We start from the raw sequence: 23601 nt of genomic DNA on the forward strand, positions 1-23601 counted from the left end.
GGAACTTCTGGAGCGTAATGACGCGGTTGATGTGGCTAATGTAACCTTCCACGGTGGGAATGATCGCACTTGGGGTGAAACAGGCATCGGGGGTTCCTATAATTGGAATAAGGGTAATTCTTTTGTCTATGGCCAGACTTCAGTTAACACCAGCCTGAATAATTTTGCAGACAGCTATGAACTGAGTGCAAAAATTGGTCTAAGGATGACGTGGTGATTAAGTAAGGATCACAGGAATTAACAGGAAATCGTGGGGATAATACCCCACGATGAGAATTCCAGAGATCTTCTCTGATGACAAAATAGCTGCTTGAGCTTATTCGTAGTATTTCCACCCTGCGATAGAGATAAACAAGTCATTAAAATCGATTGAGCCGCCGTTATCCTCAAAGGCAGCGGTATAGGTCTTTCCTAGCGTTATTTGTCCCGCATTTGCCGTTATGTCACTGTTACTCATGTCAACATCGAGCCTGGAGCTTTCGGGACAATCAACTTTACATATAAGTTTTCCAGGTGCGCCTGTGAAGAGAATGATACCTGCCGTACTGTGAGGGTCGCCAGATGGGTCATCTGGTTTGCTCCAAGTCTTGTAAACCTGTCCAGTATCCTTATCTAATAATGTCACTGTATAATCATAACCAGCTTGCGTCAGAAAGTAATACGATACATGCCAATTATTTTCTACACCTGTAAAATAAAGTGTTTTCGTTGCCATCGTTAATATCTCCTTACTGTTTTCCCATGGTATAGTTTATGCTTCCGACATAATTGTTGGCAGTAACCCTTATAATACAATTTCCTCCTGACTTACCTTTCAGGTTTATTTGGAATTGTCCTATTTCATCTGTAATCATTGGCCGGATTGTCTTGGGGTTTAAAGAAATTTCTAATATGTTACTCATGCTTATAGCCTGGTCTATTTTATAATGAACAATAGAATTTTTAATTGGTTCCTTTGTATTTTTATCGAAAACCTGGATTGTAATTGTTTCGTATTCTTCACCAATTTTTTCACTGCCAGTTATTATTACTATTGCTTCATTAACCGGAGAAAAATACAGTTCAATCTTATCCTTGATATTTCCTGATACGACTTGTATTGAAGAAAGACCGCAAGTATCAGAAGTCGCACAAAAAACCACCTGTCCATCCTGGTTTGTAACACCAGAAGACGGCGTAATATGCGTATTGTCATGGGTGACGATGTGTATTGATGCGCCGGGTACTATCTTCTTTTTTTCATCTAAAGCTACAATGAGTACAGAATTCGGAGTGTAATTATTGGCTGGCATACCATTTGCCAAAATCTTTGCCTCTAAAGAAGCGATGACCGCAGGCTGTGGATAATCTGACTTTTTAATTGTGACATGGCTAGTTGCAGATGACACCGGATTTCCTGTCCAGTCGGTAACAGTATAGAAAACATCATAGCTACTGAGAGGAATATCAGAAAATGGTATTATTATTTTATAGTTAGGAAGATGAATATTTTCCTCTATGATATAAAATGGTTTTGACGATATATTTACGTCTCCATTCAGATGAACAATAATATAATCGCCAATATGAGCGTGTTCACGTTGGTTTACTACTACCACCAATACGGGTTGACTTAGTTCTGATTCATCAATAATACCATTGCTACTTTGTGGTAAAAAAGGGGCCGTCAGACTGTTTTTTATAGGCATATAATCACCTCTGACCAATTAATTTAATTATTTTGATATTACCGAACGGAGTTTATGTGGCTGCAAACTACATGAAATCTTTATTCCTATGACGATATAAACTGCCGCCGGATTAAAAAAAATCCCAGCTCAGCGGCTGGGATTCCTTTTTAGATTTAAGAGCCTATGTAACCATTATTATCATCAGACCATAAAATAGCTGGAACGAAATGACCCTGTTTCTAAATTTGTGTAATTGCCTGTTTCGATTATGTTTAACTAATCAACTAAAACAGGTGATAAAATGGACGAAAAACAGTGACAAGTTCTGGCGACTGAGCTGGCTAAAAGTCTCAAAACCCCGGAAGATCTCAGTCAGCTCTCCCGTTTCCTCAAAAAATTGACGGTCGAAGCCGCACTTCAAGCGGAATTAGCGACGCATTTAGGGCATGAAAAACATCAGCCAAAATCCGGCTCTAATACCCGTAATGGCTACTCTTCTAAAACTCTCCTGACTGACGAAGGCACATTGGAATTACACATTCCCCGAGATCGGGAAAGTACGTTTGAACCTCAAATTGTGAAGAAAAATCAGACCCGTATCACAGGTATGAATGAGCAAATATTAGCGTTATATGCCCGGGGAATGACGACCCGTGATATCGCGGGCGCGTTTAAAGAGTTGTACGATGCGGATGTTTCACCCGCATTGGTTGCCAAAGTGACCGATGCGGTGAAAGAGCAAGTCACGGAATGGCAAAATCGCCCACTGGATAGCCTGTATCCCATGGTTTATCTCGACTGTTTGGTGGTCAAAGTCCGTCAGGATAACCAGAGTATCAATAAATCAGTCTTTATCGCGTTAGGTATCAATACTGAAGGACATAAAGAGCTGTTGGGTCTAAAGTTCAACTGTGTATCGTGCACATGATCCGCAATAATCTGCGTTACGTGTCCTGGAAAGACGCGAAGGCGGTGGTGAAAGATCTGAAACAAATTTATCAGGCGCCGACAGAAGAAGCCGCCCAACTGGCTTTAGAGGCATTAGCCCAACAGTGGGATGAGCGTTATCCTCAAATCAGTAAGAGCTGGCGGGAAAACTGGCCTAATTTATCAACATTCTTTGCTTATCCGCCTGAAATCAGAAAAGTGATCTATACAACAAACGCAATAGAATCCCTGAACAGCGTGATCCGCCATGCAATCAAACGTCGCAAAATATTCCCGTCAGATAATTCCGTGAAAAAAGTGGCCTGGCTGGCGATTCAGGCCGCCTCTAAAAAATGGACGATGCCGATCCAAGATTGGCGTATTACGATGAGTCGATTTCTGATTGAATTCGGTGACCGCCTAAACGGCCACCTTTAAAAATGAAATGGCGATTACACAAAATACTAAACAAGGTCATTCTATCTCTCCCCACACCAATGTAAATTGTAATTTACTCATGTATTTTATTGAATTACATATTGATATTAATCACAAAAAAATAGATGTCTGTTGACCGTATTGATTATTATTCAATATGTTATGCTGGATAACTCCAAAGTATTATATTGAAATAATACAAAGAGAAAAAATCATAGTAACCGTGATAATAATCACAAAATAAAACAGCAGGAATAGCAATATTGAGTTCTTTAATTTATTAATACATTTCATTGTTGAGTGTTATCGGAACTTAAAATGGGCACTCAAAAAGGTAACCGCACATACCATATATTTATCTAGAACGACATTCAGATATTTAAAATCACCAAAAATGCCAACTTAACTTGTGCTAGGTTGGCATTTCCTAGACCCTCTGTTACTGATGAAATAGATCAACTCGGAACTGAATGAAGTAAGTTTACCCAAATCGATTACTCATTATCTGAATTTTCAATAATTGCTTGTCTAATGATTAATTTTGCCGCCCAGGTCATTAAATTGACAATTTCATCATTTTCTAAGCAAAAACTATCTTTCAGCACAACCATGGCTTCTGTGCCATATAATACTGAAAGTAACATAATAATTTTGTGTATTGTATCATCGTTAAGCTGATTCTTGAGTGGCTCTAAGGCAAGTGTAAGTGATTCCTTACGGTTATTTTTCTTTAGAATAGAAGACTGGCCACCATTCTTTTCATCGGATACTGTTTCTTGCCAGCGCAATTGAGAAATACGCAGAGCATCTCTCATTAATGTTTGTAGGGATAATAGGAACAGCAGATACAAAATTAGATAGAGCTTGTCTGGCTGAAATCTTGTTTACATCACGCAGGCGTTGATTCAACGATTATTGATGTATCGACATTACTACCTGTAGAAAATAAACAGAACGAGGAGATAGATATATCTCCGTTGCAAGTCGCAGAATATCACCCAGAAGGTTTTGATTTCGTTTTTTGTGGTGAGAGGGGCAAAACGATCACTGCAATGTCTATTGCACTTACGAATTTTCTACGTAATTCAATTGATGATATAGCAGGCATAATTGGTATTGGTGGTTCGGGTGGTACAGCACTGATCACTCCGGCTATGCAGGATCTCCCCATCGGATTACCCAAAATAATGGTATCAACGATGGCATCAGGAAACGTTTCAGGTTACGTGGGTGCCAGTGATATTGCTATGCTCTATACCGTCACCGATCTCTGTGGATTGAACCGCGTTTCCCGCTCAATATTAACGAATGCTGCATATATGATGGCAGGTTCTGTCAGTTATACAGTGCCACCAGTCAGAACAAATAAACCGGCTTTAGGGTTGACCATGTTTGGTGTTACAACGCCTTGCGTGAACCAGCTCATCGATAAATTAGATACCCAATATGACTGTTTGACTTTCCATGCAACCGATAACGGTGGAGCAAGCATGGAAAAATTAGCGAATAATGGAGAACTATCAGGTTTTCTTGACATTACATTAACAGAAATTGCTGATCTGTTATTTGGAGGCGTGTTGAGCTGCCCTGATACTCGTCTGGATGTCATTGCTGAAAAGAACATCCCTTGGGTAGGTAGTGCGGGTGCTTTAGATATGGTTAATTTTGGTTCAAAAGAGACGATCCCTGAATGCTATAGAGATAGATTATTTGTCGAACACAATGCTCAGGTCACGTTGATGAGAACCACACCAGAAGAAAACTATCAGCTTGGTGTCTGGATAGGAAATAAGCTGAACAAGTGTCACGGTTCCATCCGTTTCATTATTCCTGAAGGTGGGTTTTCTGCACTGGACTGTCCAGGAAAACCTTTCTACTTACCCACGGCAACGCAGGCTTTTTGTGATGGACTGGAAAAAACGATGGTTCAGACAGAACAAAGGAAAATTATAAAAACACCTTTCCATATTAATTCACCTCAGTTTTGTTCTCTTGCTAAACAACAGCTTGAAGAAATTATGTAACACCAGGGAATTTTTTATGAAGCAATATAATCAGATAATTAGAATAATTAAACAAAAAGTTGAGCGTAACGAACCCATTATTGGCGCAGGCGCAGGCGCAGGCACTGGACTCTCAGCCCGTTGTGAAGAAATGGGCGGGGTAGACCTCATTATTGTATATAACTCAGGTCGTTACAGAATGGCTGGCAGAGGGTCATTAGCCGGATTAATGCCATATGGTAATGCAAACCAAATCGTCAGAGAAATGGGAAATGAAGTACTGCCTATAGTTAAAAAAACCCCGGTATTGGCCCTGTCTTTTAGTCACATCTCAAATTACGAGAAAATGACCGCAATTTGATAAATATACCCAACTGATTTTAAAGGAAATATTTCCCAATGCTGTCTCGATAAGTTTAAAATAATTCATATAAAAAAAACAGCAGGATACAAAGTTGTGTATAAGAGACAGGGTATTGGCCGGAGTTTGTGGTACTGATCCGTTCTGTAATATTTCCCTTTTTCTGGATGAACTGAAAGCTCAGGGATTTGCTGGAGTGCAAAATTTTCCAACAGTTGGGCTTATTGATGGAAAGTTCAGACAAAATCTGGAAGAAACCGGTATGGGTTATGAACTGGAAGTCGAATTAATCCGCCTGGCACATAAAAAGGGAATGCTGACCACCCCTTATGTTTTTAACACAGAAGAGGCGGTGGCGATGGCAGAAGCTGGAGCCGATATTATCGTTGTGCATATGGGATTAACTACTGGTGGTGATGTTGGTGCTCATACATCACATGATTTGGATTCTTGTGTATCGCTGATTAATGAATGCATCCTGGCGGCTAAGACGGTCCGTGATGATATCATTGTTCTGTGCCACGGTGGGCCGATTGCAGAACCTGAAGATGTCGCTTATGTTCTGTCTTCTTGCCCGGATTGTCACGGTTTTTTCGGTGCCAGCTCTATAGAACGGTTACCAACAGAAACAGCCATCAAAAACACGGTTCAAACTTTAAAAGAGTTAAGCAAGAATAACAAAATTTAGCGTCAATACAATAATCAGACGGCGGCTGTGCCGCTCTGGTGGGCGGTGGTGCAAGATTTTACCCACGATTGCTATGCCTTAGCACTGTATCAGTGGAAACAACGCGATCAGGAGCACACCACCGATCCGATTATTTTGAATGATATCAGCTGGCTGGGCAGCCGCACGTTTTTAGCCGGGGATTACCAAACGCTGCAATTCCGCACACCCCGCGCGGACTTTCCGTGGCAGGAGAGCCGGGACAATGGGCGGCCTTATACCGGGCCAAACAGTTACCTGACCTGTAAAGCCTGGTGGTCAGCCGCTAAAACCGGCCTGAAAGACCGGGTACTGGCGCAGGCCGATCCGGGGCTGTGGTTGCGCCTGTCTGCGACACTGAAAATATTGGGGAAAAACACACGGGCTTATCAGGAAGCGGTCATTCGTCGTCTGGTCAGCCCGGTGAACCTGACGGTTTCTCAGGAGGGCTATGTCTACGCAGGCTATGGCGGCAATGCCGATCCCAGCTTGTTGGATGGCGCTAACTGCATCGGTACTTCCGCAGGGGCGTTGTTGGGGGGATTACTCAGTATGCCGATGTTCGATGCGGTACGCCAGGCTCTGTCGATGATGCAGGCGGTGATCCTGATGGCGCTGTATATCTTAATCCCGTTGATCCTGCTGTTTGCGGCGTATGAGTTTAAGACCGTCTTCACGCTGACGTTTGTGATTTTTGCGCTGAATTTCCTGACTTTCTGGTGGGAAACCGCCCGCTGGCTGGACAGCTATTTGCTGGAAGCCCTGTACGGCTCAGACACCCACAGCCTGTTTAATCTGGCGGGCATTCAGAATACCTCGGACGATTTAATTATGGAGCTGGTAATGGGGACGCTGTTTATCGTCCTGCCGATGGTCTGGCTGGGGGCATTAGCGTGGGCCGGTGTACGCATGGACGATATGGCAGGCATGATGAGTCAGGGTGTAGGGCAGGTCAGGTAATCACCGGGATGTTCGGACAGCTGGTGATGCAGAAGATGATGTCCAAAGGAAAGTAGGCAAACCGGGATAGGGCGAGAGCGTGAAAGCCTAAATTTCATTCAGATAGAGTCATACTCAAACAGTGTCGATAAAATGCTCATTAATCTGTTTAAGATAGCAGCTTGGGTTGGGTGATTTCTAATCTCATTTTGTTCATAAAATGATCTAACTTAGTCGATGGATAATAACTTATCTTTCATGCTCTCACTCTGTGAGTGTTACATTAGCAAATAAGTTTTAAATAACCTTTTTCAACCATATTTTGTGCCTTCTTTATTCTGTATCTAATATTTGAACGGATAGAGCTATCTGGATTCCATAAATTTTCGACAGGAATATCTTTAAATATTAAACTAGCTAATTCTCTCTGTGAGGCCCCTTTTTTTTTATAATCAAGAATATCCAGCAGGTCTAATTTAGAGTAGTCAATGTTTTTCTTACTTGATTTGCTGTCTAATATTTCTTCAATTTCGGATATTTTTGATTTTACGTTTTTTAATTTTGTACAAAGAGGAAAAAATAGCATTAAACTAATATTTTTCTCATGACTATAATTTTCAACAAAAAACTGAAAATATTTATTTCCCCTTGATATTTTTATGCAATGTTTATTATCTAATAATTTCATCACTACATAGCTAATGTTGTTGTCTATAAATAAATTTATTGCACTATTATTGTTACTTGAGGCTTGTACAATAAAGGCATTAATCCATTTCTCGCTGTATTTTGGAGACCAAAATATATAGGCAGGAATTGTATTTTTAGGGTCTGCATATTTTAATAATCCCCATTTTTTTTCTGCAACTTTATCAATAGGATGTTGTATTAAATAGTATTCTTGGTTACCTATTTTGGGATGTATTTTTTTCACTCTATCCCAATCTTCGATATATTTATCATTACGCCTTAAAAATTCCCAAGCTAGATCAAATATATCATTTCTATTACCAAATTTCATAATTCAACAATCCACATTTTGTTATGTTTATAGACAGGTGTGTTTTTATTTGAAATTAATTGTATCCATTGAGTTACTGTAACTTTCCGCTATCAATTACTGCCTTTACATTAATTTATTGTGATTATTTGGTTGTGATTGATTGATTAATTATTTTGATGCTAATTAAATTAAATTAAACAAGGAAGGGTGAATTTTCTGAAACAAAATTTTCACCATTTCGAAGGAATTTCAGATTTGTGATAATAAATGAAAAGAGAGAATGAAAGGATATAACGTCCCCTCTTTATAATGGTTACTCAGCTATCAATTAGCCAATAAGGAAATGTCATGAATACTGGTATAACTCATCGCTGGTCGAAGTTTGTTAATAAAAAAAATGGTCGCTCGTTAATTATTCCAATAGATCATGGTTTAACTAGTGGGCCAATGGCGGGAATAAATAACTTCTCTGCCGTTGAGAGCTGGATAAATAGCTCACATATTGATGGTATCGTCGTTCACCCAGGCTTCTTATATCACCTTGTTAAGCATAATTTGCTACTCGGTACAGCTGTGTGTTTACAAATTAATGGTAATAGTCACCTAGCCCAAGACGCAAGTTTTAAGCCACTGCTGTCAAATGCAGATCTTGCTATGCAGTTAGGTGCCGATGCTATTAGCTTAGATTTACCCTTTAGTCAGCATAATACAGCCCAGAATTTGATCCAACTCGGTCAGGTTATGCAACACACCATACCCCGTGGTATACCAGTATTAGTGATGTTCAGTTTAATTGAGTCGGATTTGAGTGATAAAGAGTACGTGACACGTCACCGAAAATATATCCGAACTTTTAGTGAAATGGGGGTAACGGCACTTAAATTGCGTAAACCAGCCAGATCAGAACTGTTGTTCGAGATTACTGACGGTCTCACTCAGGATATTAACTTACTGTTTGCCGGGGGAGAGCGGAGCAGTGATGATGAAATCGTTGATTTTACTTCTGTCATTATGGCAGCAAAAGCGCAGGGATTGTGCATCGGGCGCAATGTTTTCCAGAGTGAGAATCCGGCACAGCTTTTGAATCGGCTGCAACAAGTGCTATCCACGCAGGAAGCTTATTCTCTGAATGGGGTTTTCTAAGGGGATAGTAATGACGACAATTATGACCGATGAACAACGAAAATCTTTACAGTTAAATCCAACGTTGGGCGCGGGTAATTTCTTGCCTATTGCGCAGGCTTTTTATTCTGCAAACGACGAGGCAAGCATCATTATCCCTGAGGGAACACAAATCGCGGCTGAGGAACACGTCTATCAGTTAACCATTCAACAGCTTTATCAATTGGCTCTCCGCTGGGCTCGTTGGTATCAGGCCAGAGGCGTCAAACCTTTTGATGTGGTTGGGGTTTACTGTGGTGATGGCATTAATTACATTCTACATTATGCCGCTTTAAATGCGCTCGGAGCCGTACCCGCGTTGACCAACGGGGCAATGCCTATCGCTACCGCAGGCGCACACTTTTCTAATATTGGAGCGTGCCTCGTTGTCTCAGCAGGAAAGCAGGGAAGTGTCCTGAAAAATCATCTAAAAAAGCGGATTGAGGTGGTGATGATTGAAAAAGTCTCTTTAGCGTCGGAATTGCTAAAAGAAGCCGATTTTTATCAGCATGAAGCCGATTCTCCTATCATGATCACGCACAGTTCTGGGACAACAGGGACACCGAAGGCTGTGATCCTGGCTCATCAACAGTGGTTTCACGGTATACGCGACTTATTGAACAAGCCTCAGGCGCAAGGCAACGACTATTATCTGAATGCGCTACCGTCATCACATAATTCATCTATTGCGTTTCTGATCCACTGTGCGTTGAGTGGCAGCAAAATCGTTATGGCTTGTTCACGAGAGGGACAGAATGTCGCGGAATTAATCGAGAAATGGCATCCTTCTACCGTGGTGGCTTTCCCTCAAACTTACGTAGAGCTGGCGACAAACTATACAGAACGTTGTGATTTTTCTTCGGTGAACACGTGGATAAACAGCGGTGATGCAGCGCATGAACCACACATCCGCCGTTTGGTTCGTCAGGGATGGCACTATAGGGGAAAGGTCCGAGTGGAAGGATCCCAGTTTGTCGACGGGCTGGGTTCCTCAGAAATGGGGCACATCAGCATCCGAATTATCCATACGCCCTATACAAACAACTATGGCCGATGTGTTGGCCTACCACAAGAATGGGTGCAGGTACGCATTTTTCGAGCTGACGGGAGTGAAGCCACAGCAGGTGAAGTTGGTTGTTTAGGCATTAAATCTCCCAGTATTACGCCGGGGTATTGGAACAATTCAGCGTTAACTTACCAGAGCCGAATTAAAGGGTACTGGCTAACAGGTGACTTGGCTTACCAAGATGAGAATGGGTTGGTCTTCCACGTTGATCGCATTTCTGACGTAGTGATGACCTCTGGCGGCCCCTGTTATAGCCTGCTGAGTGAAGAAATTATTTTATCGAATTTTGCAGAACTGGAAGATTGTTCTATTGTGGGAGAGTCTTTTGATTCTAAATTTGCTCAGCCAGTGCTATTTGCCGTTGTACAGCCACAGGCTGAAGTAATAGATGAAGAGGCTTTACTACAACGTATCAACCAGTGTTTGACGGATAGAAAATTGGTTGAATTATCCCAACTGGTTCTTTTGCAGCACAGGGATATCCCGAAAGGAATAACCGGCAAGGTGCTCAAAAGGCAACTGCGCGACGAAATGCGGCGAATGCCATTATTGGCTAAGTTACGGCAGCATACGAGCGCTAACTGAATCAATTAGGAGATAAAAGAGTGCAGATTCAAACTTTTCACGCAGAAAGTAATTGGCAAGGAACCCTGGCTACCGGCAAGGGAATGTTAAATGTGGGGAGCTTAGCGAGCATTATTTCAGTTCCGCAGGATTTAGGTGGATTAGGGAAAGGAACCAACCCAGAAGATTTAATTGTCGGCGCTTCGACTTCTTGCTTTATTATTACATTGAGTGCTATTTTTCAATTTAATAAAATAGAGTATGAAAATATTAGTGTTAATAGTGAAGCTGATTTTTCCATTACTCCAATGGGACCTAAATTAAAAGAAATTAGACATTTTGTTTCTATTCAATCCTCTCATGATTTACCGCGTGAAACTGTGGATAAATATATTAAACAAGCTGAAAAAGGGTGTATGATTAGTATTGCACTAAGCGGTAATGTAGAGGTTATAGCTCAGCTAAATTAAATCATTGCAAAATTATTTTTATTATAAATTCTCTGCACATTTCAAATAAATGTGCAGCATTGGGTTTTACTATTTATTAATCATTAAGGGCCTTATTAGGTCAGGATTGCTCCTGAGGAAATTCTATGTCCAGTGAGTTGCATAATAATATTATTTTAGAGAATGGATTGAATGCGATAAATAAAGGGCTTTCCTTGCCTGCGTTATTTGAAAAAGTAACTCAGATATTCTCTCGGGAAGTGGCAATTTATTATGGTAATAAGGCACAAAATAAAGCGACATATAATGAAATTGCTTTGCTTATCCAAAAAGTCATTGTAAAAATTGAGCAGGCAGGATTACCTCCTGGATCGCATATTGGAGTGAATTGTAATAAATCCCCCCTATTATTTGCCAGCATGTTTGCGATTTGGCACTGCGGATACGTTTACACCCCGCTAGAACCCACTTGGCCTGCGGATTATCTTCGTCGGTTAGCGGAATATGCCGATGTGCTCTTGATTCTTCACGATACGGAAGATGGCAAAGTGCCTGCTTGGGCAGCGAATTCCACGGTGCTATCCGCCCATGACATTGAGGCTGTTAGCCAGTTTCAATATCAACCCTTAAATGAGGGAAATATTTCTGCTCCGGCGATCTTGATGTTTACCTCAGGGTCAACAGGGGAACCTAAAGGCGTACTCCACGCTCAGCATCAGGTACTTAATCGTTTAGCGTGGATGTGGTCTGAGCTAGAGCAGCATGCTCCCACTATTGCGGCATCCCGTTCATATATCAGTGTTATGCCATCCATGTGGGAGCTATTGGGTGCACTGTTACTGGGGCAGCCCACCATCATGCTTCCTCACGCATTGCTTAGCGATCCACACTCTTTAAAAGATTTTCTTGTTCAACGTCGTGTTAATTGGATCACGCTCACTCCATCGCTATTACGCTTGTTGCTTGCGGCCTGCGACAGACCATTACAGCGATCTGAATGTGCACTGGAGCTCATCACACTGGGAGGAGAAATTTATGATGCTTCGTTGATTGAACAGTGCCAACAATTGTTCCCCGACTGCCGGATTATAGAGGATTACGGTGCCACAGAAGTTAATACTATTGCAGCAGGTATCAGGCAGGCGGGAGAAGCATTAACGTTTAGAGCGATTAAGAATTTACGGGTGACGCTGTGTGATGACCTGTTGCAGGAGGTTGCTGACGGCGAAGTGGGAGAAATTTGCGTCAGCGGCATCGGTGTTGCTTTAAGTTATCACCGGCAAGAGCAGCGGACAGCCCGTGCGTTTCCCACTATCAACATCGATCAGCAGCCAGTACGTGTATACCGTACTGGCGATCTGGGCATAAAGTTGCCTAACGGTGAGTTTCTTCTGAAAGGCAGGAAAGATGACCGTGTCAAAATTAATGGTCAATCGCTGGATCTGAGTGCCGTCGAGAATGAGCTTAAACGGTTGCCAGAAGTAAAAGATGCCGTTGTGTTGTATGACAAAACCCCTACTGGCTATGATCATCTCTATGCTTGGGTGGTTACCGCGAATTCGCTTGCCGATCCTCAGCACCAGAAGATAAGAGAGCTGCTACAGCAACGCGTACCGGCATTCATGCTGCCACATCACATTCAGCCGATCGAAACATTGCCCAGATTGAGCAACGGTAAAGTAGACCGGCGGGCGTTAGCAGAGACGCTGAACAGGCAGACTGAGCCACAACAGCTGGGTAACACAACTGTCGAACAGCGTGTGCTGGACTGCATTGAACATGTTTTGGGCTATCCTCTGGCCCAGCAGCAGCAGCGGGCAACTTGGACAGCAATGGGGGTTGATTCAATCTCAATCGTGGCGTTAGCCACGGCTATGAAACCACTGTTTGGCCCTGAGTTTTCTGCCATCGATCTCTATAACGCGCCTGATATCGAGACTCTTCTTGCCAGCCATGCAGCTAAATCCATGCATCCTGAGCAGTTATCGCCCGCAGTTGATGATGATATTGCCATTATCGGTATGGCAGGGCAGTTTCCCGGCGCAGATTCAATCACACAGTTTTGGCACAAAATATTGGCGGCAGCGGATGAAATTAGTGAAATTCCCGCAGAACGCTGGTTGCTAGACGAGAGTTTTTACTCTCCTGATGGAGTTGCCTCGCGGAGTAAATGGGGGGCATTCTTGGATAATGCCTGGCAATTTGATGCTAATCGCTACGGTTTTACCGACGATGAAGCTTTGGGATTAGATCCCCAACACCGGCGCTGCTTTGCCTTACTGCGAATGCTGATGGAAGACGCCAGTTATAGCCGTGCAGCGTTGAAAGGCCATGCAGTAGGCATTTTTCTGGGACTTCGGGACTCTTTTTACCATCAGGTATTGCGTGATGCGGGCATCCATCAAGGACCTAACGCATTCCTGGGAACGGATAACGCAATGCTGGCTGGGCGTTTAGCGCACTATCTAGGGACCCATGGTGCTGCTATGGTCGTCGATACCGCCTGTTCTTCTTCTCTGGTGGCACTGCATCTCGCCTGTCAAAGTTTACGGAGTGGTGAAAGCAGCATGGCAATATGCGGGGGTATTTCACTCACTCTGCATCCTGAATTTTATCTACAAACCAGCCAGTTAAACGTATTTTCACCTCGTGGCAAATGCCGACCGTTTGACGCACAGGCTGATGGTTTTGTCCACGGTGAAGGCGGGGCGTTGCTGCTACTGAAACCTCTCTATGCAGCGCGGCAACAGGGGGATCATATTTGGGGGGTTATCAAAGGCAGCGTAGTTAACCATGATGGGCACTCTACCTCTGTTACTGCCCCGAATGGCAAGGCACAGGCAGACTTACTCGCTTCCCTGTATCAACAAACCGGTATTTCACCTGCAACGGTTGGATATGTAGAAACGCACGGTACTGGAACCCATTTGGGCGATCCAATAGAAGCCCGCGCGCTTATGCAGGTATTTGCCAGCACAGAGAGAACCCAGCCCTGTGTGTTAGGAACGCTGAAAGCCAACATCGGGCATTTAACTGCTGCGGCAGGCATTGCTGGTGTCGTAAAGGCGACGCTCAGCGCTAAATTTGGCATTAAGCCGCCGTGCTCACACTTCAACGAGCTTAATCCTTTGATTGATTGTGGTTTTCTGCAAACATTCCAGTTGCCTGATACACCGATTCCATGGTCGGAGGCAACGCGTAGAGCCGCTGTGAGTGCGTTTGGCATGAGTGGTACTAATGCACATTGCTTAATTGAGTTTGTGCCAGTGCCCGATGATATCGCTCGCGACAGTGAGGAGCGGATAGGCCGGCAAATTGTCATATCTGCAACTTCAGCAGCACGGTTAAGTGAATATCTGGATGCTTTGCAGCAAGCATTACATGATGATGGAGGGAGGTTATCTGATGTCGCGTGGACGCTGGCTCACCGTGAAATTGAACGCATCGGCTGGTATTTTAGTGCTGATAGTTTGGCGCATTTTCAGCAGATTATCAGTGAGCTGAAACAGAAACAACATCCGGGCAACGGTATTTGTACGCCAGCAGGTAAAATAGCGACATTTACCCAATCTGATCTGTTAACACAATTTGTTGCAGGCAAGCAATACCGTAAAGTTCCATTGCCTGTCAGTCAGGAATCCGGTTCTCTGTACCGTCCACTGTTAGCCGTTAACAAAGGTGTGCCTGTTATTGAGGCACGTTCTGCGTCAGTAGCGTCATACTCCGTTCAGCAGTTTATCAGCCACATGACTGGCTTAAAGGCAACGTCGTTAGAACAATCGATAACGTTTGCTCAGGCTGGCGTCGATTCACTGAAAATGCTGGCGTTGCAACAAGGTCTACAGCAGTATTTTGACCTGTCTGTCGATCTGTATACATTGATGAATGAAACGAGTATAGCCGATCTGCTGGCACAGCTTAGCCATTCTCATATTACGCCAGCGGTTACCGCATCTTGCTTATTACAAGCAGCACCAGATAACCGCTATCAACCTTTCCCCCTCACAGATTTGCAGGCTAGCCACGCATTCAGTCGCATGACGCAAAAGGGGCTGGATGGTATTGGCAGCATCGTCTGGCTGGAGTTTGCTGTTGCTAATTTAAATATTGATAAGCTGCAACACACTTGGCAACAACTGGTTGTGCGACACCCCATGCTGTCGGTAAGGATGTTGAAGTCAGGCAAACAGCAGATTGAACATCAGGTTCTCCCTGTGACGATCCCGGTGACGGCCTTACATCTTACGGGTCAGGATGTGGAAAGTTATCTGGATAGTGTGAACCAAAAAATGGCAACCCGCCGGTTTGGTATTGACGATTTTCCGCGCTATGAACTTCAGGTAACGCAGGTTAATGCCGAGACGAATCTGGTCCATTTTTGTATGGATGCGGCCGTGATTGATGGCCATAGCGCCCAACTGCTGTTGGCTCAATGGCATGCGCTATACCATGACATGCCTCTCCAGCCTTTACCGGAGATTGACTTCCGCGATGTTGTCCTGCATCAGGCAGATAAAACAACGGATGAATACGCTCTGGCGCTACGCTACTGGCAGCAAAAACTGGGTGTAGCTTGGCGACCTGCAGCCCTTCCTCCTGGGCAGGCAGAAGCTTCGGCTTCCCGGGTATTCAGGCTTACTCACCGCCTGACAGCGAAACGTTATCAGGAAGCCAGTCAGAAGTTGCACACCTCCCCGCAAAACCTGCTGTTTTTCCTGTTCTTGGACTGGCTCAGTCAATATCAGCAGGGGGAGACATTTGGTGTGATTATGACACTAAAAAACCGTCCGCCGTTGCATACAGATATTGAACAGGTCGTAGGGCCATTCACCTCCAGCAGTCTCTTTTTGGCAGAGGCATCTTCCGGTGATTTCGCCCGCTATGTCAGCCGATTGCACGATCAGTTAGAACAGGATCTGCGCCACTATCATGTCTCAGCAGTGGAAGCTTTACGCTCTCTCCCAGTCACGCAGGGGGTACTTCCCATCGTTTATTCCGGTATTACCCGCTATGGTGCTCAAGCGTCTTGGTACGATAACGTCGTGCATGAAAACATGGCAACCAGCGGGGTACGGCTCCACTGCCACGTACTGGATCTGGGAGACAGGCTGCAACTGGCTTGGGATATCGACACCCGTGCTTTAAACCGTGAAGAAGCATTGCGTTATCTTCAGTCATGGGTCGATTTTATGGAAAGCCATTCTCTTTCTGTCACGGCTGAACGAGCTGTTCAACCGCCGTTAGCAGCGCGAGTTGAGTCCTTTCCGTTAACGCCGATGATGTCAAACTACCTGTATCAGCACATGGTACATCCTGGCGCACCGTCTTCCTGGGTGTTGCGCGTTTATCCGGTGTCAAGACTGAGCGTTCAGCAATGGCAGAGAGCACTGCGTCAGATGCATCGGGAGCATCCTATTCTTTCAACGCTAATGACGGCCAAGGGAATGGTGACACCTAATGCGGTGTCTGTAATACCGCCAGTCATACGGGTTGTGATAACGGATCAAGAGGCTACAACGTTAACCGCAGCCTGCCAGCAGCTGGAGCAGCGTTGGAACCAGAAATCCGATGAACCACATGCTGTTTGGCCCGGTTATCAGGTTTTCCTACTGGAATGGCGGGGGGAGAGCTATTTAGCTATTCGATTCCAATGCCTCTGGTTTGACGGATATGCCACTTTAAGCTTTTGTGATTGCCTGCTACAACTCACGTTATCAGACGATAAGCATGAAATTTCTGCTGAACGCGATACCGCCGTATTCCGCTATGCTCAACGGCGGCAGGCATTTTCACGTACCCGCAATGCTGATAGTGCACGGGAGTACTGGCAGGAAAAGCTTTCTGCCTGTTCTTCTTCCGAACGGATAAAGTTCGGCAGCGAGAAACAGACACAAATCATCACCTTTCCCCGCGTTGTGCTGGAACAATACGCGGCAGGGAGAGCGCTGGATGCCTGCCTGATCGCTATGCTAAACCGAGCGCTACAGGATGAACCTGCGCTGAGGCCAATGCCGTTGCTGGTCGTGGACTATGTTCATCGCCAACTGAATACCCAATGGCACTCTGCGCTGGGTGATTTCAGTAGCTTTTGCGTGCTAACGCCCGAACAGCGAACCCAACAGGCTGAAGAGATAGCCACTGAGATGATGCGTGATCGCGGTTATAGTTTCCATCATCCTGTGGGGACTGGCGTTGCATTCCCGCTCGTCTTTACCAATGCGCTGAATTACGACGTTAAAACGGTAAATAACGTGCTGCCTGTTTACGTGAATTCCAATACTCAGGGAGTGCTGCTCGATTGTATCGCCTATTTTCAGGGCGACGATTTGTGTGTGGAGTGGACTTGGCCCACAGAAATAGGGATAGAGGTCAACTTCCCGCGGACACTAGCTCGTTTTAAATCAGCACTTATGAGGGAGTCTGAGATTTCACCGGAGACTCGTTCAGCCCTGCTGCGCTTTAATCCGTCCCCCCAGGCCTACGATCGTGAAGCCACAATGGTGTCACTGTTTGACGCTGCAGTAGCACGCTATGGTGATGCAGTGGCACTTGTTGAGGATGAAAGCACATGTAGCTACCGTCAGTTACACAGCATGAGCTGCCGCTATGCCAGGTCGTTGCAACAGCTAAGCGGCACCGGTGCGGGAATGATAGTCGCTATTAAAATGGGGCGTACAAAGGAATTAGTCGCGATCCTGTATGCCATCCTGCGTCTGGGGGCAGTATTTGTGCCACTGAATGACAACGATGCGCTCGAAAGGCAGAAAAAAATGTTAGCACACGCTCAGGCTGACTGTGTGATTGCTGATGCCGGATTGTTGGCTGATTTTCAGGACCAAAGCTGCCAATTAATCTCCGTAGAGTCTCTGCGTAAGACGGCACAGTGGCAGAGCGGTGACCCTATCGATCGCGCGCAGGCAGGTCATTTAGCTTACGTTATTTTTACCAGCGGCAGCACAGGGGAGCCAAAGGGCGTGATGGTGAAACATCGCCCGGTAACCAATCTGATCACGTGGCTACAGAAAGAATATGGTTTTTCCTCACAGGATCGTGGCCTGTGGGTCAATGCCATCGGTTTTGACCTGTCAATTTTCGACATCTTTGGTTTGCTGGCGACGGGAGCCAGTTTAAGGCTGGTGAGTAATAAACAACGGCTGGACGCGCTCGCCATTCGCAACCTTTTATGTAATGAACCGATCACCTTCTGGAACTCCGCTCCAGCTTATTTACAGATGGTTTTCCCGTTTATCAGTAAGCCATCGGTAAGTCCCCTTGTCTCGCTGCGGCTGATTTTTCTCAGCGGTGACTGGATCCCTCTCAGTTTGGCACAGGGCATTTTAGACGTTTTACCGGCTGCGGATCTGATTGCCTTAGGCGGGGCGACAGAAACTACCGTCTGGTCTAATTCTTATCCGGTGACACACGTCGATCCACAATGGAGCAGTATTCCATATGGCCGCCCTATGCCAAATAGCCGTTACTACATTCTGCGTGAGGATGGTGCTCCGTGTGATGTCGGGGAGCAGGGGCGTTTGTTTATCAGCGGAGAGTGTTTGAGTGAAGGCTACCTCAATGCCCCAGAGATCACGGCTAAATCGTTTGTAGCGGATCGGTTAACACCGGAACAGACAATGTACGACACTGGCGATCTGGCCCGCTACTTCCCTAATGGCGATATTGAGTTTCTGGGCCGAGCTGACACTCAAGTGAAACTGCGGGGCTACCGTGTTGAGCTGGGGGAAATCGCTGCAGTGATGAAACGCCATGGCTATATCGATCCTGTCATTATTCTTGAGCAAAGGGTATCTGGTCAGCAGCGGCTGCTAGCTTTTTGTCTGGGCAATGAGGGGGCAGATGAAGCCGGACTGCGCAATAGCCTACCGGCTTACATGTTACCGGATCTTATTCAAGTACTGAGCACCTTTCCGGTAACAGAAAACGGCAAGGTGGATCGCAAACAGTTGCTGCAATCAATACAACAATGAGGAGGGAATAACTGATGTTACAGGGAGATACAGTTCATAGCGAGCTTACCCGAATAGTGGCAGAAATCGTGGATATTGAGCCAGAACAGCTCGATCTTGATACCGGGCTAGGGCAGATAGGATTTAACTCTTTACATTATGCGCTACTGGCTGCGCAGCTTAGCGATATGTTGCGCAAGGATATCAGCCCGACTCAGCTATTTGATTTGCCCACGCTGAACAAGCTGGCTGACTATGTTACTCGCCATCAGATTTTGGCACGTCCTAACGAAATATCATCCCATGAAACGGTGACGCCGAGTTTGTTATCTGAGGAGACGGGTTCGGACGATACGGCGCTGGCTATTATTGGTATCCATTGCCGTATGCCACAGGCCGACGATCTGAACGCGTTTTGGCAAAATATTCTGGCAGGAAAGGAATGTATTGAGCCGATCCCCGCTAGCCGCTGGGACTGGCGCCGCTATTACGATATCCCAAACGGAGCACCCAACACCACCTACGCATATGAGGGTGGATTTATTCGGGGATTTGACCAGTTTGACGCGGAGTTTTTCCGCCTGACACCTCGCGAAGTGGATGTTATGGATCCTCGCCATCGTTTGGTCCTACAGGGGGTGTGGCATACTCTGGAGGATGCAGGTTATCGGCCGAAAGATCTGCGCGGAGAAAATATTGGCGTATTTATTGGTGCCAGCGGAGATGAATATGCCAACCTGCTCATTCAGGCCGGGCATCAGGTTGACAGTTATACGCTAACGGGTACAGGACGGGCATTTTTAAGTAACCGAATCAGCTATTGGTTTGACTGGCATGGGCCGAGCGAGGTCATTGATACGACCTGTTCCAGTTCATTGGTTGCGCTGAATAGCGCACACCGTGCCATTCTGGATGGCACCTGTCACAGCGCGATCGTTGGCGGTATGAGCATTTTAATGGATCCGTGGCCGCAGATTGCATTGTCACAGGTTAACGTGCTGTCTGAGGATAACCGCTGTAAAACGTTTGACAGCCGGGCAAATGGTTACGTTCGTAGCGAAGGTGTGGGCATTGTCATGGTTAAACGGCTAGCACAGGCTCAGAAGGACGGTGACTTCATCTACGCGGTAATCAAAGGTAGCGCGGTGAATCACGGTGGGCAAGCCAGTGCTATGACAGCACCTAGAACCAGCGCTCAGGCCAGTCTGATCAGCCAAACCTGGGAGGCTTATCAAGCAGATATACGGGGACTGGGGTATATCGAAACCCACGGGACAGGAACGCAGTTGGGTGACCCGATAGAAATAGAAGGGATCAAACAGGCTTTAGGTGAAATTACAGTCAGTCAGGGGGCTACACTTACCGCAGAGAGCATTGTTCTCGGCTCGGTCAAGGCCAACATAGGGCACTGCGAAGCTGCCGCAGGTATGGCGGGTTTGCTGAAAGTCGTTATGTGCCTGCGTGAACGGGTACGTCCACCTTTGGCTGGGTTACAACAGATTAACGAAAGAATCGATCTGGCAGGTACGGCACTCATGCTTAACCGCCAGCCTTTGCCTTGGCCAGAACCGAAAGAAGCAGCTATACGGCGTACGGCAACTGTCAGCGCATTTGGTTTTGGTGGCGTGAACGCTTACGTGATTGTGGAGGAGTATCCGCAACCTGCCCTGCCGCAGCTTAATGTTCCCTTGGTGTTACCGCTGTCAGCCAGAAATGATGAACGGCTAGAGCAATACGTTATGCAACTCATAAACTGGCTAATGCAGCAGCCCGAAGAGCGTGTTCCTCATGCGTTGTTTACCTACCAGTCTGCCAGAGAAAACTTTGCCGTGCGTCAGGTATTCATGGCAGATAGCGTCTCTGGATTGCTGGTGGCGATGTGGGCGTTTATTAACGATAAAAAAGCGGGACAGGTGAAAACGGGCGGTTATGGTGACAGCACTCAACTGAGTGCATCGCAACAGGCCAGCATTACCGATTGGTTACAGGGAAAAGAAATAGACTGGACTGTGCTCTACCCAAGAGAGCTGCCGCAGCGTTTACCCGTGCCGGGTTATCCATTTAACGCTCAACATCACTGGCCAGAGGTGTTACATAACAGCCGCTACGGCAAACTGGATGGCGAACTACAGCAGGTAGCTGCGGATTGCTGGCAGATCAACCTGACCCATGATCAACCCTTTATCCGCGATCATTGCGTCAATGGTGTAACCATTCTGCCAGCGGCAGCGAGTGTCATGTTGCTGGAACAGCTAGCGAGTCAACATCTATCGCTACGCGGCATATTATATATCCATGCATTAACTTGGCTGACACCGATTCAGTTGGATGAAGTCATGCCGTTGCGCCTCTCTTTCCAAGTGACGGCCGTGTCTGGCACCCGCTGGCAGGTTGAGTGTAGTTCCCGACGTGGAGAAATAAAGCATTTTAGCGCGACATTGGAGAGCGAAAAATTTGCTGCCAACATCGACGGTCTGCAGCAGGGAGCACAACACTTTACTCAGAGCATGACCGCAGAGGAATGCTATCACCGGCTGGCGCAATTGGGCTTATCGTTTGGCTCAAGCCTACAACCATTACAAAAAATTTGGCTTACCGCGAATGAAGCGTTGAGTGAGCTGAGATTGCCAGAACGGGAAATGCCTTATCTGGATCCAGTGTTACCCGTCGCCATGCTGGATGGCATGCTGCAAACTGCGCTGTTGCACCACGCCAGCCAGAGTAACATGCTCAGCGTGCCGTTTTCGATTGCCACAATTAAGATACTGGCTCCGCTCCCGGAGAATCTGTTTGTCCGTGTACGTCAGCATCAGCGTATGGGCTCTTCTCTGGTCTCTTATTCACTCACTGCGTTCAATCAGGCGGGTACTCCATTGTTGGTCATGGAGGGCGCAGTTGGTCGTCCACTGACGAATCAAGCGCCAGCGCCAACAACCAGTACAGTGACTCGTTTTGCCCAGCGCTGGCAGGAGCAATCCGATGCTCTGCCGCAGGCAAACTATCCCGTACTGGCTCTCTATCAGCAGGGAGATGAGGTGGCAGAGCGCCTCTGTCAGCGCGGTTTAAGCTGGCCTCTTTCCTGGATGGAAGCAGACGATCAGAGTTGGATAAATGCGTTGCAGGCGCTTTCTACGGCCGAAGGCAAACGGGTGATGAATATTATTCTAAGCCGCCAGAATTGGTCGTTAGAGAGCGTGACCGCTTGGCTAGAACGTCTCTATTTCCTGTTGCAAGGGTTAGTGAAGGCTCGTCTGGCGGGGAAGATAGTGGTCAATCTGGTCTGGTTTAATGATCCGCAGAACGCTGCCAGTAGTTTGCTAACGGGGCTGGATGGTTTCGCTAAAGGCTTGAGCCATGAGTTTCCCCGCTATAGCGTCAATACCTTAGAGATCTATGGCGTTCACGGCGAAATGAGTGAGTCTCACTACCGCAAGATTGACCAACGTTTACGGCAAATCTCTGCTCTGGACAAGGCAACCTCTTGTCGGTTGGATTTGTTATCTGGGCGGCTACTAACCCGAGATCTGATACACCTTGCCGCTCTCCCTCTTTCTTCCACTGTACAGGTACGTCCATCAGGAGTGTATGTGATAAGCGGGGGTGCAGGGCGCATTGGCCTGTTTATTGCCAATTACCTCATGGTGCGTGGAGCAAACGTGCTGCTTCTGGGCAGAACGGCTGCCAATAGCGTCTTGCCTGAGTTACGTTCCACTTTGCCGGAAGGTGGCTGGGAATACCAATCGGTGGATGTCACTGACGCCGATGCTATACAGCGGGCTTTAGCTGATGCCAGAACGCGCTACTTCACGATTAATGGCGTTGTGCACTGTGCCGGATTACCGCCTGCTTCTTTACTGATCAACAAAACGGCCGAGGGTTACCGAAATATAGTGGAAGGTAAGCTCAAGGGCATTTACCACCTTGATAGGGCGACACAGCATGACTCGTTGGATTTCTTCGTTGCCTGTTCCTCTCTGGTGGCTCTGACCGGCCACGTTGGCGGTACAGATTATGCCTTAGCCAACCGTAGCGTAGAAGGATTTATAGAGCAGCGTCAAAAGCTACGGCAACTGGGGCAACGCAACGGGCATAGCGTCGCCATTGGGTGGCCAGCGTGGGCGGGGGGAATGGTCATTGATGAGAATGAGCTGGCCTTTATCCGTCGTAAGGGGTTTGTACCACTGGATGACCGGCAGGCGGCAGAGCTGGTAACGGCAGCCTTACAGCCTGATGCAGAAGAGATACAACTCGTTGCTTGCGGCGATCCCGGACTGTACCACCCGTTTATTCGTAGCCTGACTTTACCTGCTTTATTACCCGATCTCTCTATGAGCGTCTGATTTAAAGGAA

Annotated in this window: 10 protein-coding genes and 5 pseudogenes; 11 read left to right on the forward strand and 4 right to left on the reverse strand. The window is 46.1% G+C overall.

Annotated features, from left to right (window positions below; all coding sequences use genetic code 11):
- On the forward strand, positions 1-217 hold a 217-nt coding region (locus tag Xind_RS13750), incomplete at its 5' end, for an autotransporter outer membrane beta-barrel domain-containing protein (protein ID WP_187650273.1).
- Between the two features lie 99 nt (positions 218-316).
- Here Xind_RS13750 and Xind_RS13755 read toward each other — a convergent pair.
- Positions 317-715, reverse strand: coding sequence for a hypothetical protein (locus Xind_RS13755; protein WP_187650274.1), 399 nt, complete (start codon positions 713-715; stop codon positions 317-319).
- Positions 716-728: 13 nt separating this feature from the next.
- Positions 729-1688 (reverse strand): Ig-like domain-containing protein, encoded by a 960-nt coding sequence (locus Xind_RS13760; RefSeq protein ID WP_187650275.1) that lies wholly within the window; start codon positions 1686-1688, stop codon positions 729-731.
- A gap of 307 nt (positions 1689-1995) precedes the next feature.
- Between Xind_RS13760 and Xind_RS13765 the strand changes: the two are divergent.
- Positions 1996-3035: pseudogene (locus Xind_RS13765) on the forward strand (IS256 family transposase).
- A gap of 494 nt (positions 3036-3529) precedes the next feature.
- Here Xind_RS13765 and Xind_RS13770 read toward each other — a convergent pair.
- Positions 3530-3850 (reverse strand): hypothetical protein, encoded by a 321-nt coding sequence (locus Xind_RS13770; RefSeq protein WP_246432550.1) that lies wholly within the window; start codon positions 3848-3850, stop codon positions 3530-3532.
- A gap of 2 nt (positions 3851-3852) precedes the next feature.
- Here Xind_RS13770 and Xind_RS13775 point away from each other — a divergent pair.
- The 4 pseudogenes from Xind_RS13775 to Xind_RS13790 all read left to right on the forward strand — a co-directional run.
- Positions 3853-5059, forward strand: a pseudogene (locus Xind_RS13775) (Tm-1-like ATP-binding domain-containing protein).
- A 16-nt stretch (positions 5060-5075) separates the two neighbouring features.
- Positions 5076-5342, forward strand: a pseudogene (locus Xind_RS13780) (phosphoenolpyruvate hydrolase family protein); the annotation flags it as partial.
- A 169-nt stretch (positions 5343-5511) separates the two neighbouring features.
- Positions 5512-6087, forward strand: a pseudogene (locus tag Xind_RS13785) (phosphoenolpyruvate hydrolase family protein); the annotation flags it as partial.
- Between the two features lie 9 nt (positions 6088-6096).
- Positions 6097-7121 (forward strand): annotated as a pseudogene (locus Xind_RS13790) (conjugal transfer protein TraG N-terminal domain-containing protein); the annotation flags it as partial.
- Between the two features lie 206 nt (positions 7122-7327).
- Here Xind_RS13790 and Xind_RS13795 read toward each other — a convergent pair.
- Positions 7328-8065, reverse strand: coding sequence for a DNA -binding domain-containing protein (locus Xind_RS13795; protein WP_047680459.1), 738 nt, complete (start codon positions 8063-8065; stop codon positions 7328-7330).
- Between the two features lie 330 nt (positions 8066-8395).
- On the opposite strand from Xind_RS13795, the gene Xind_RS13800 reads away from it, so the two are divergent.
- The 5 genes from Xind_RS13800 to Xind_RS13820 all read left to right on the forward strand — a co-directional run bounded on the left by Xind_RS13800 (position 8396) and on the right by Xind_RS13820 (position 23591).
- Positions 8396-9190: a class I fructose-bisphosphate aldolase gene (locus Xind_RS13800; RefSeq protein ID WP_047680461.1), complete on the forward strand. Its 795-nt coding sequence runs from the start codon at positions 8396-8398 to the stop codon at positions 9188-9190.
- A gap of 10 nt (positions 9191-9200) precedes the next feature.
- The gene (locus tag Xind_RS13805; RefSeq protein WP_187650276.1) at positions 9201-10859 is read left to right on the forward strand and encodes a class I adenylate-forming enzyme family protein; all 1659 of its coding nucleotides are present in this window, start codon (positions 9201-9203) and stop codon (positions 10857-10859) included.
- 20 nt (positions 10860-10879) lie between these two features.
- Positions 10880-11308, forward strand: coding sequence for an OsmC family protein (locus Xind_RS13810; protein ID WP_047680465.1), 429 nt, complete (start codon positions 10880-10882; stop codon positions 11306-11308).
- Between the two features lie 125 nt (positions 11309-11433).
- Positions 11434-19272 carry a non-ribosomal peptide synthetase gene (locus Xind_RS13815; protein WP_187650277.1) on the forward strand — a complete coding sequence of 2613 codons (7839 nt, stop codon included), beginning with the start codon at positions 11434-11436 and terminating at the stop codon, positions 19270-19272.
- 14 nt (positions 19273-19286) lie between these two features.
- Entirely contained in the window at positions 19287-23591 is a 4305-nt protein-coding gene (locus tag Xind_RS13820) for an SDR family NAD(P)-dependent oxidoreductase (protein WP_047680469.1), read from the forward strand.
- The last annotated feature ends 10 nt before the right edge of the window (positions 23592-23601 follow it).

The organism is Xenorhabdus indica, assembly GCF_014467235.1.
Taxonomy (GTDB): domain Bacteria; phylum Pseudomonadota; class Gammaproteobacteria; order Enterobacterales; family Enterobacteriaceae; genus Xenorhabdus; species Xenorhabdus indica.

Excerpts from the sequence above, each read along its gene's own strand:
- Xind_RS13755 (WP_187650274.1), bottom strand. The coding sequence starts at position 715 with ATGGCAACGAAAACACTTTATTTTACAGGTGTAGAAAATAATTGGCAT.
- Xind_RS13760 (WP_187650275.1), bottom strand. The coding sequence starts at position 1,688 with ATGCCTATAAAAAACAGTCTGACGGCCCCTTTTTTACCACAAAGTAGC.
- Xind_RS13770 (WP_246432550.1), bottom strand. The coding sequence starts at position 3,850 with ATGAGAGATGCTCTGCGTATTTCTCAATTGCGCTGGCAAGAAACAGTA.
- Xind_RS13795 (WP_047680459.1), bottom strand. The coding sequence starts at position 8,065 with ATGAAATTTGGTAATAGAAATGATATATTTGATCTAGCTTGGGAATTT.
- Xind_RS13800 (WP_047680461.1), top strand. The coding sequence starts at position 8,396 with ATGAATACTGGTATAACTCATCGCTGGTCGAAGTTTGTTAATAAAAAA.
- Xind_RS13805 (WP_187650276.1), top strand. The coding sequence starts at position 9,201 with ATGACGACAATTATGACCGATGAACAACGAAAATCTTTACAGTTAAAT.
- Xind_RS13815 (WP_187650277.1), top strand. The coding sequence starts at position 11,434 with ATGTCCAGTGAGTTGCATAATAATATTATTTTAGAGAATGGATTGAAT.
- Xind_RS13820 (WP_047680469.1), top strand. The coding sequence starts at position 19,287 with ATGTTACAGGGAGATACAGTTCATAGCGAGCTTACCCGAATAGTGGCA.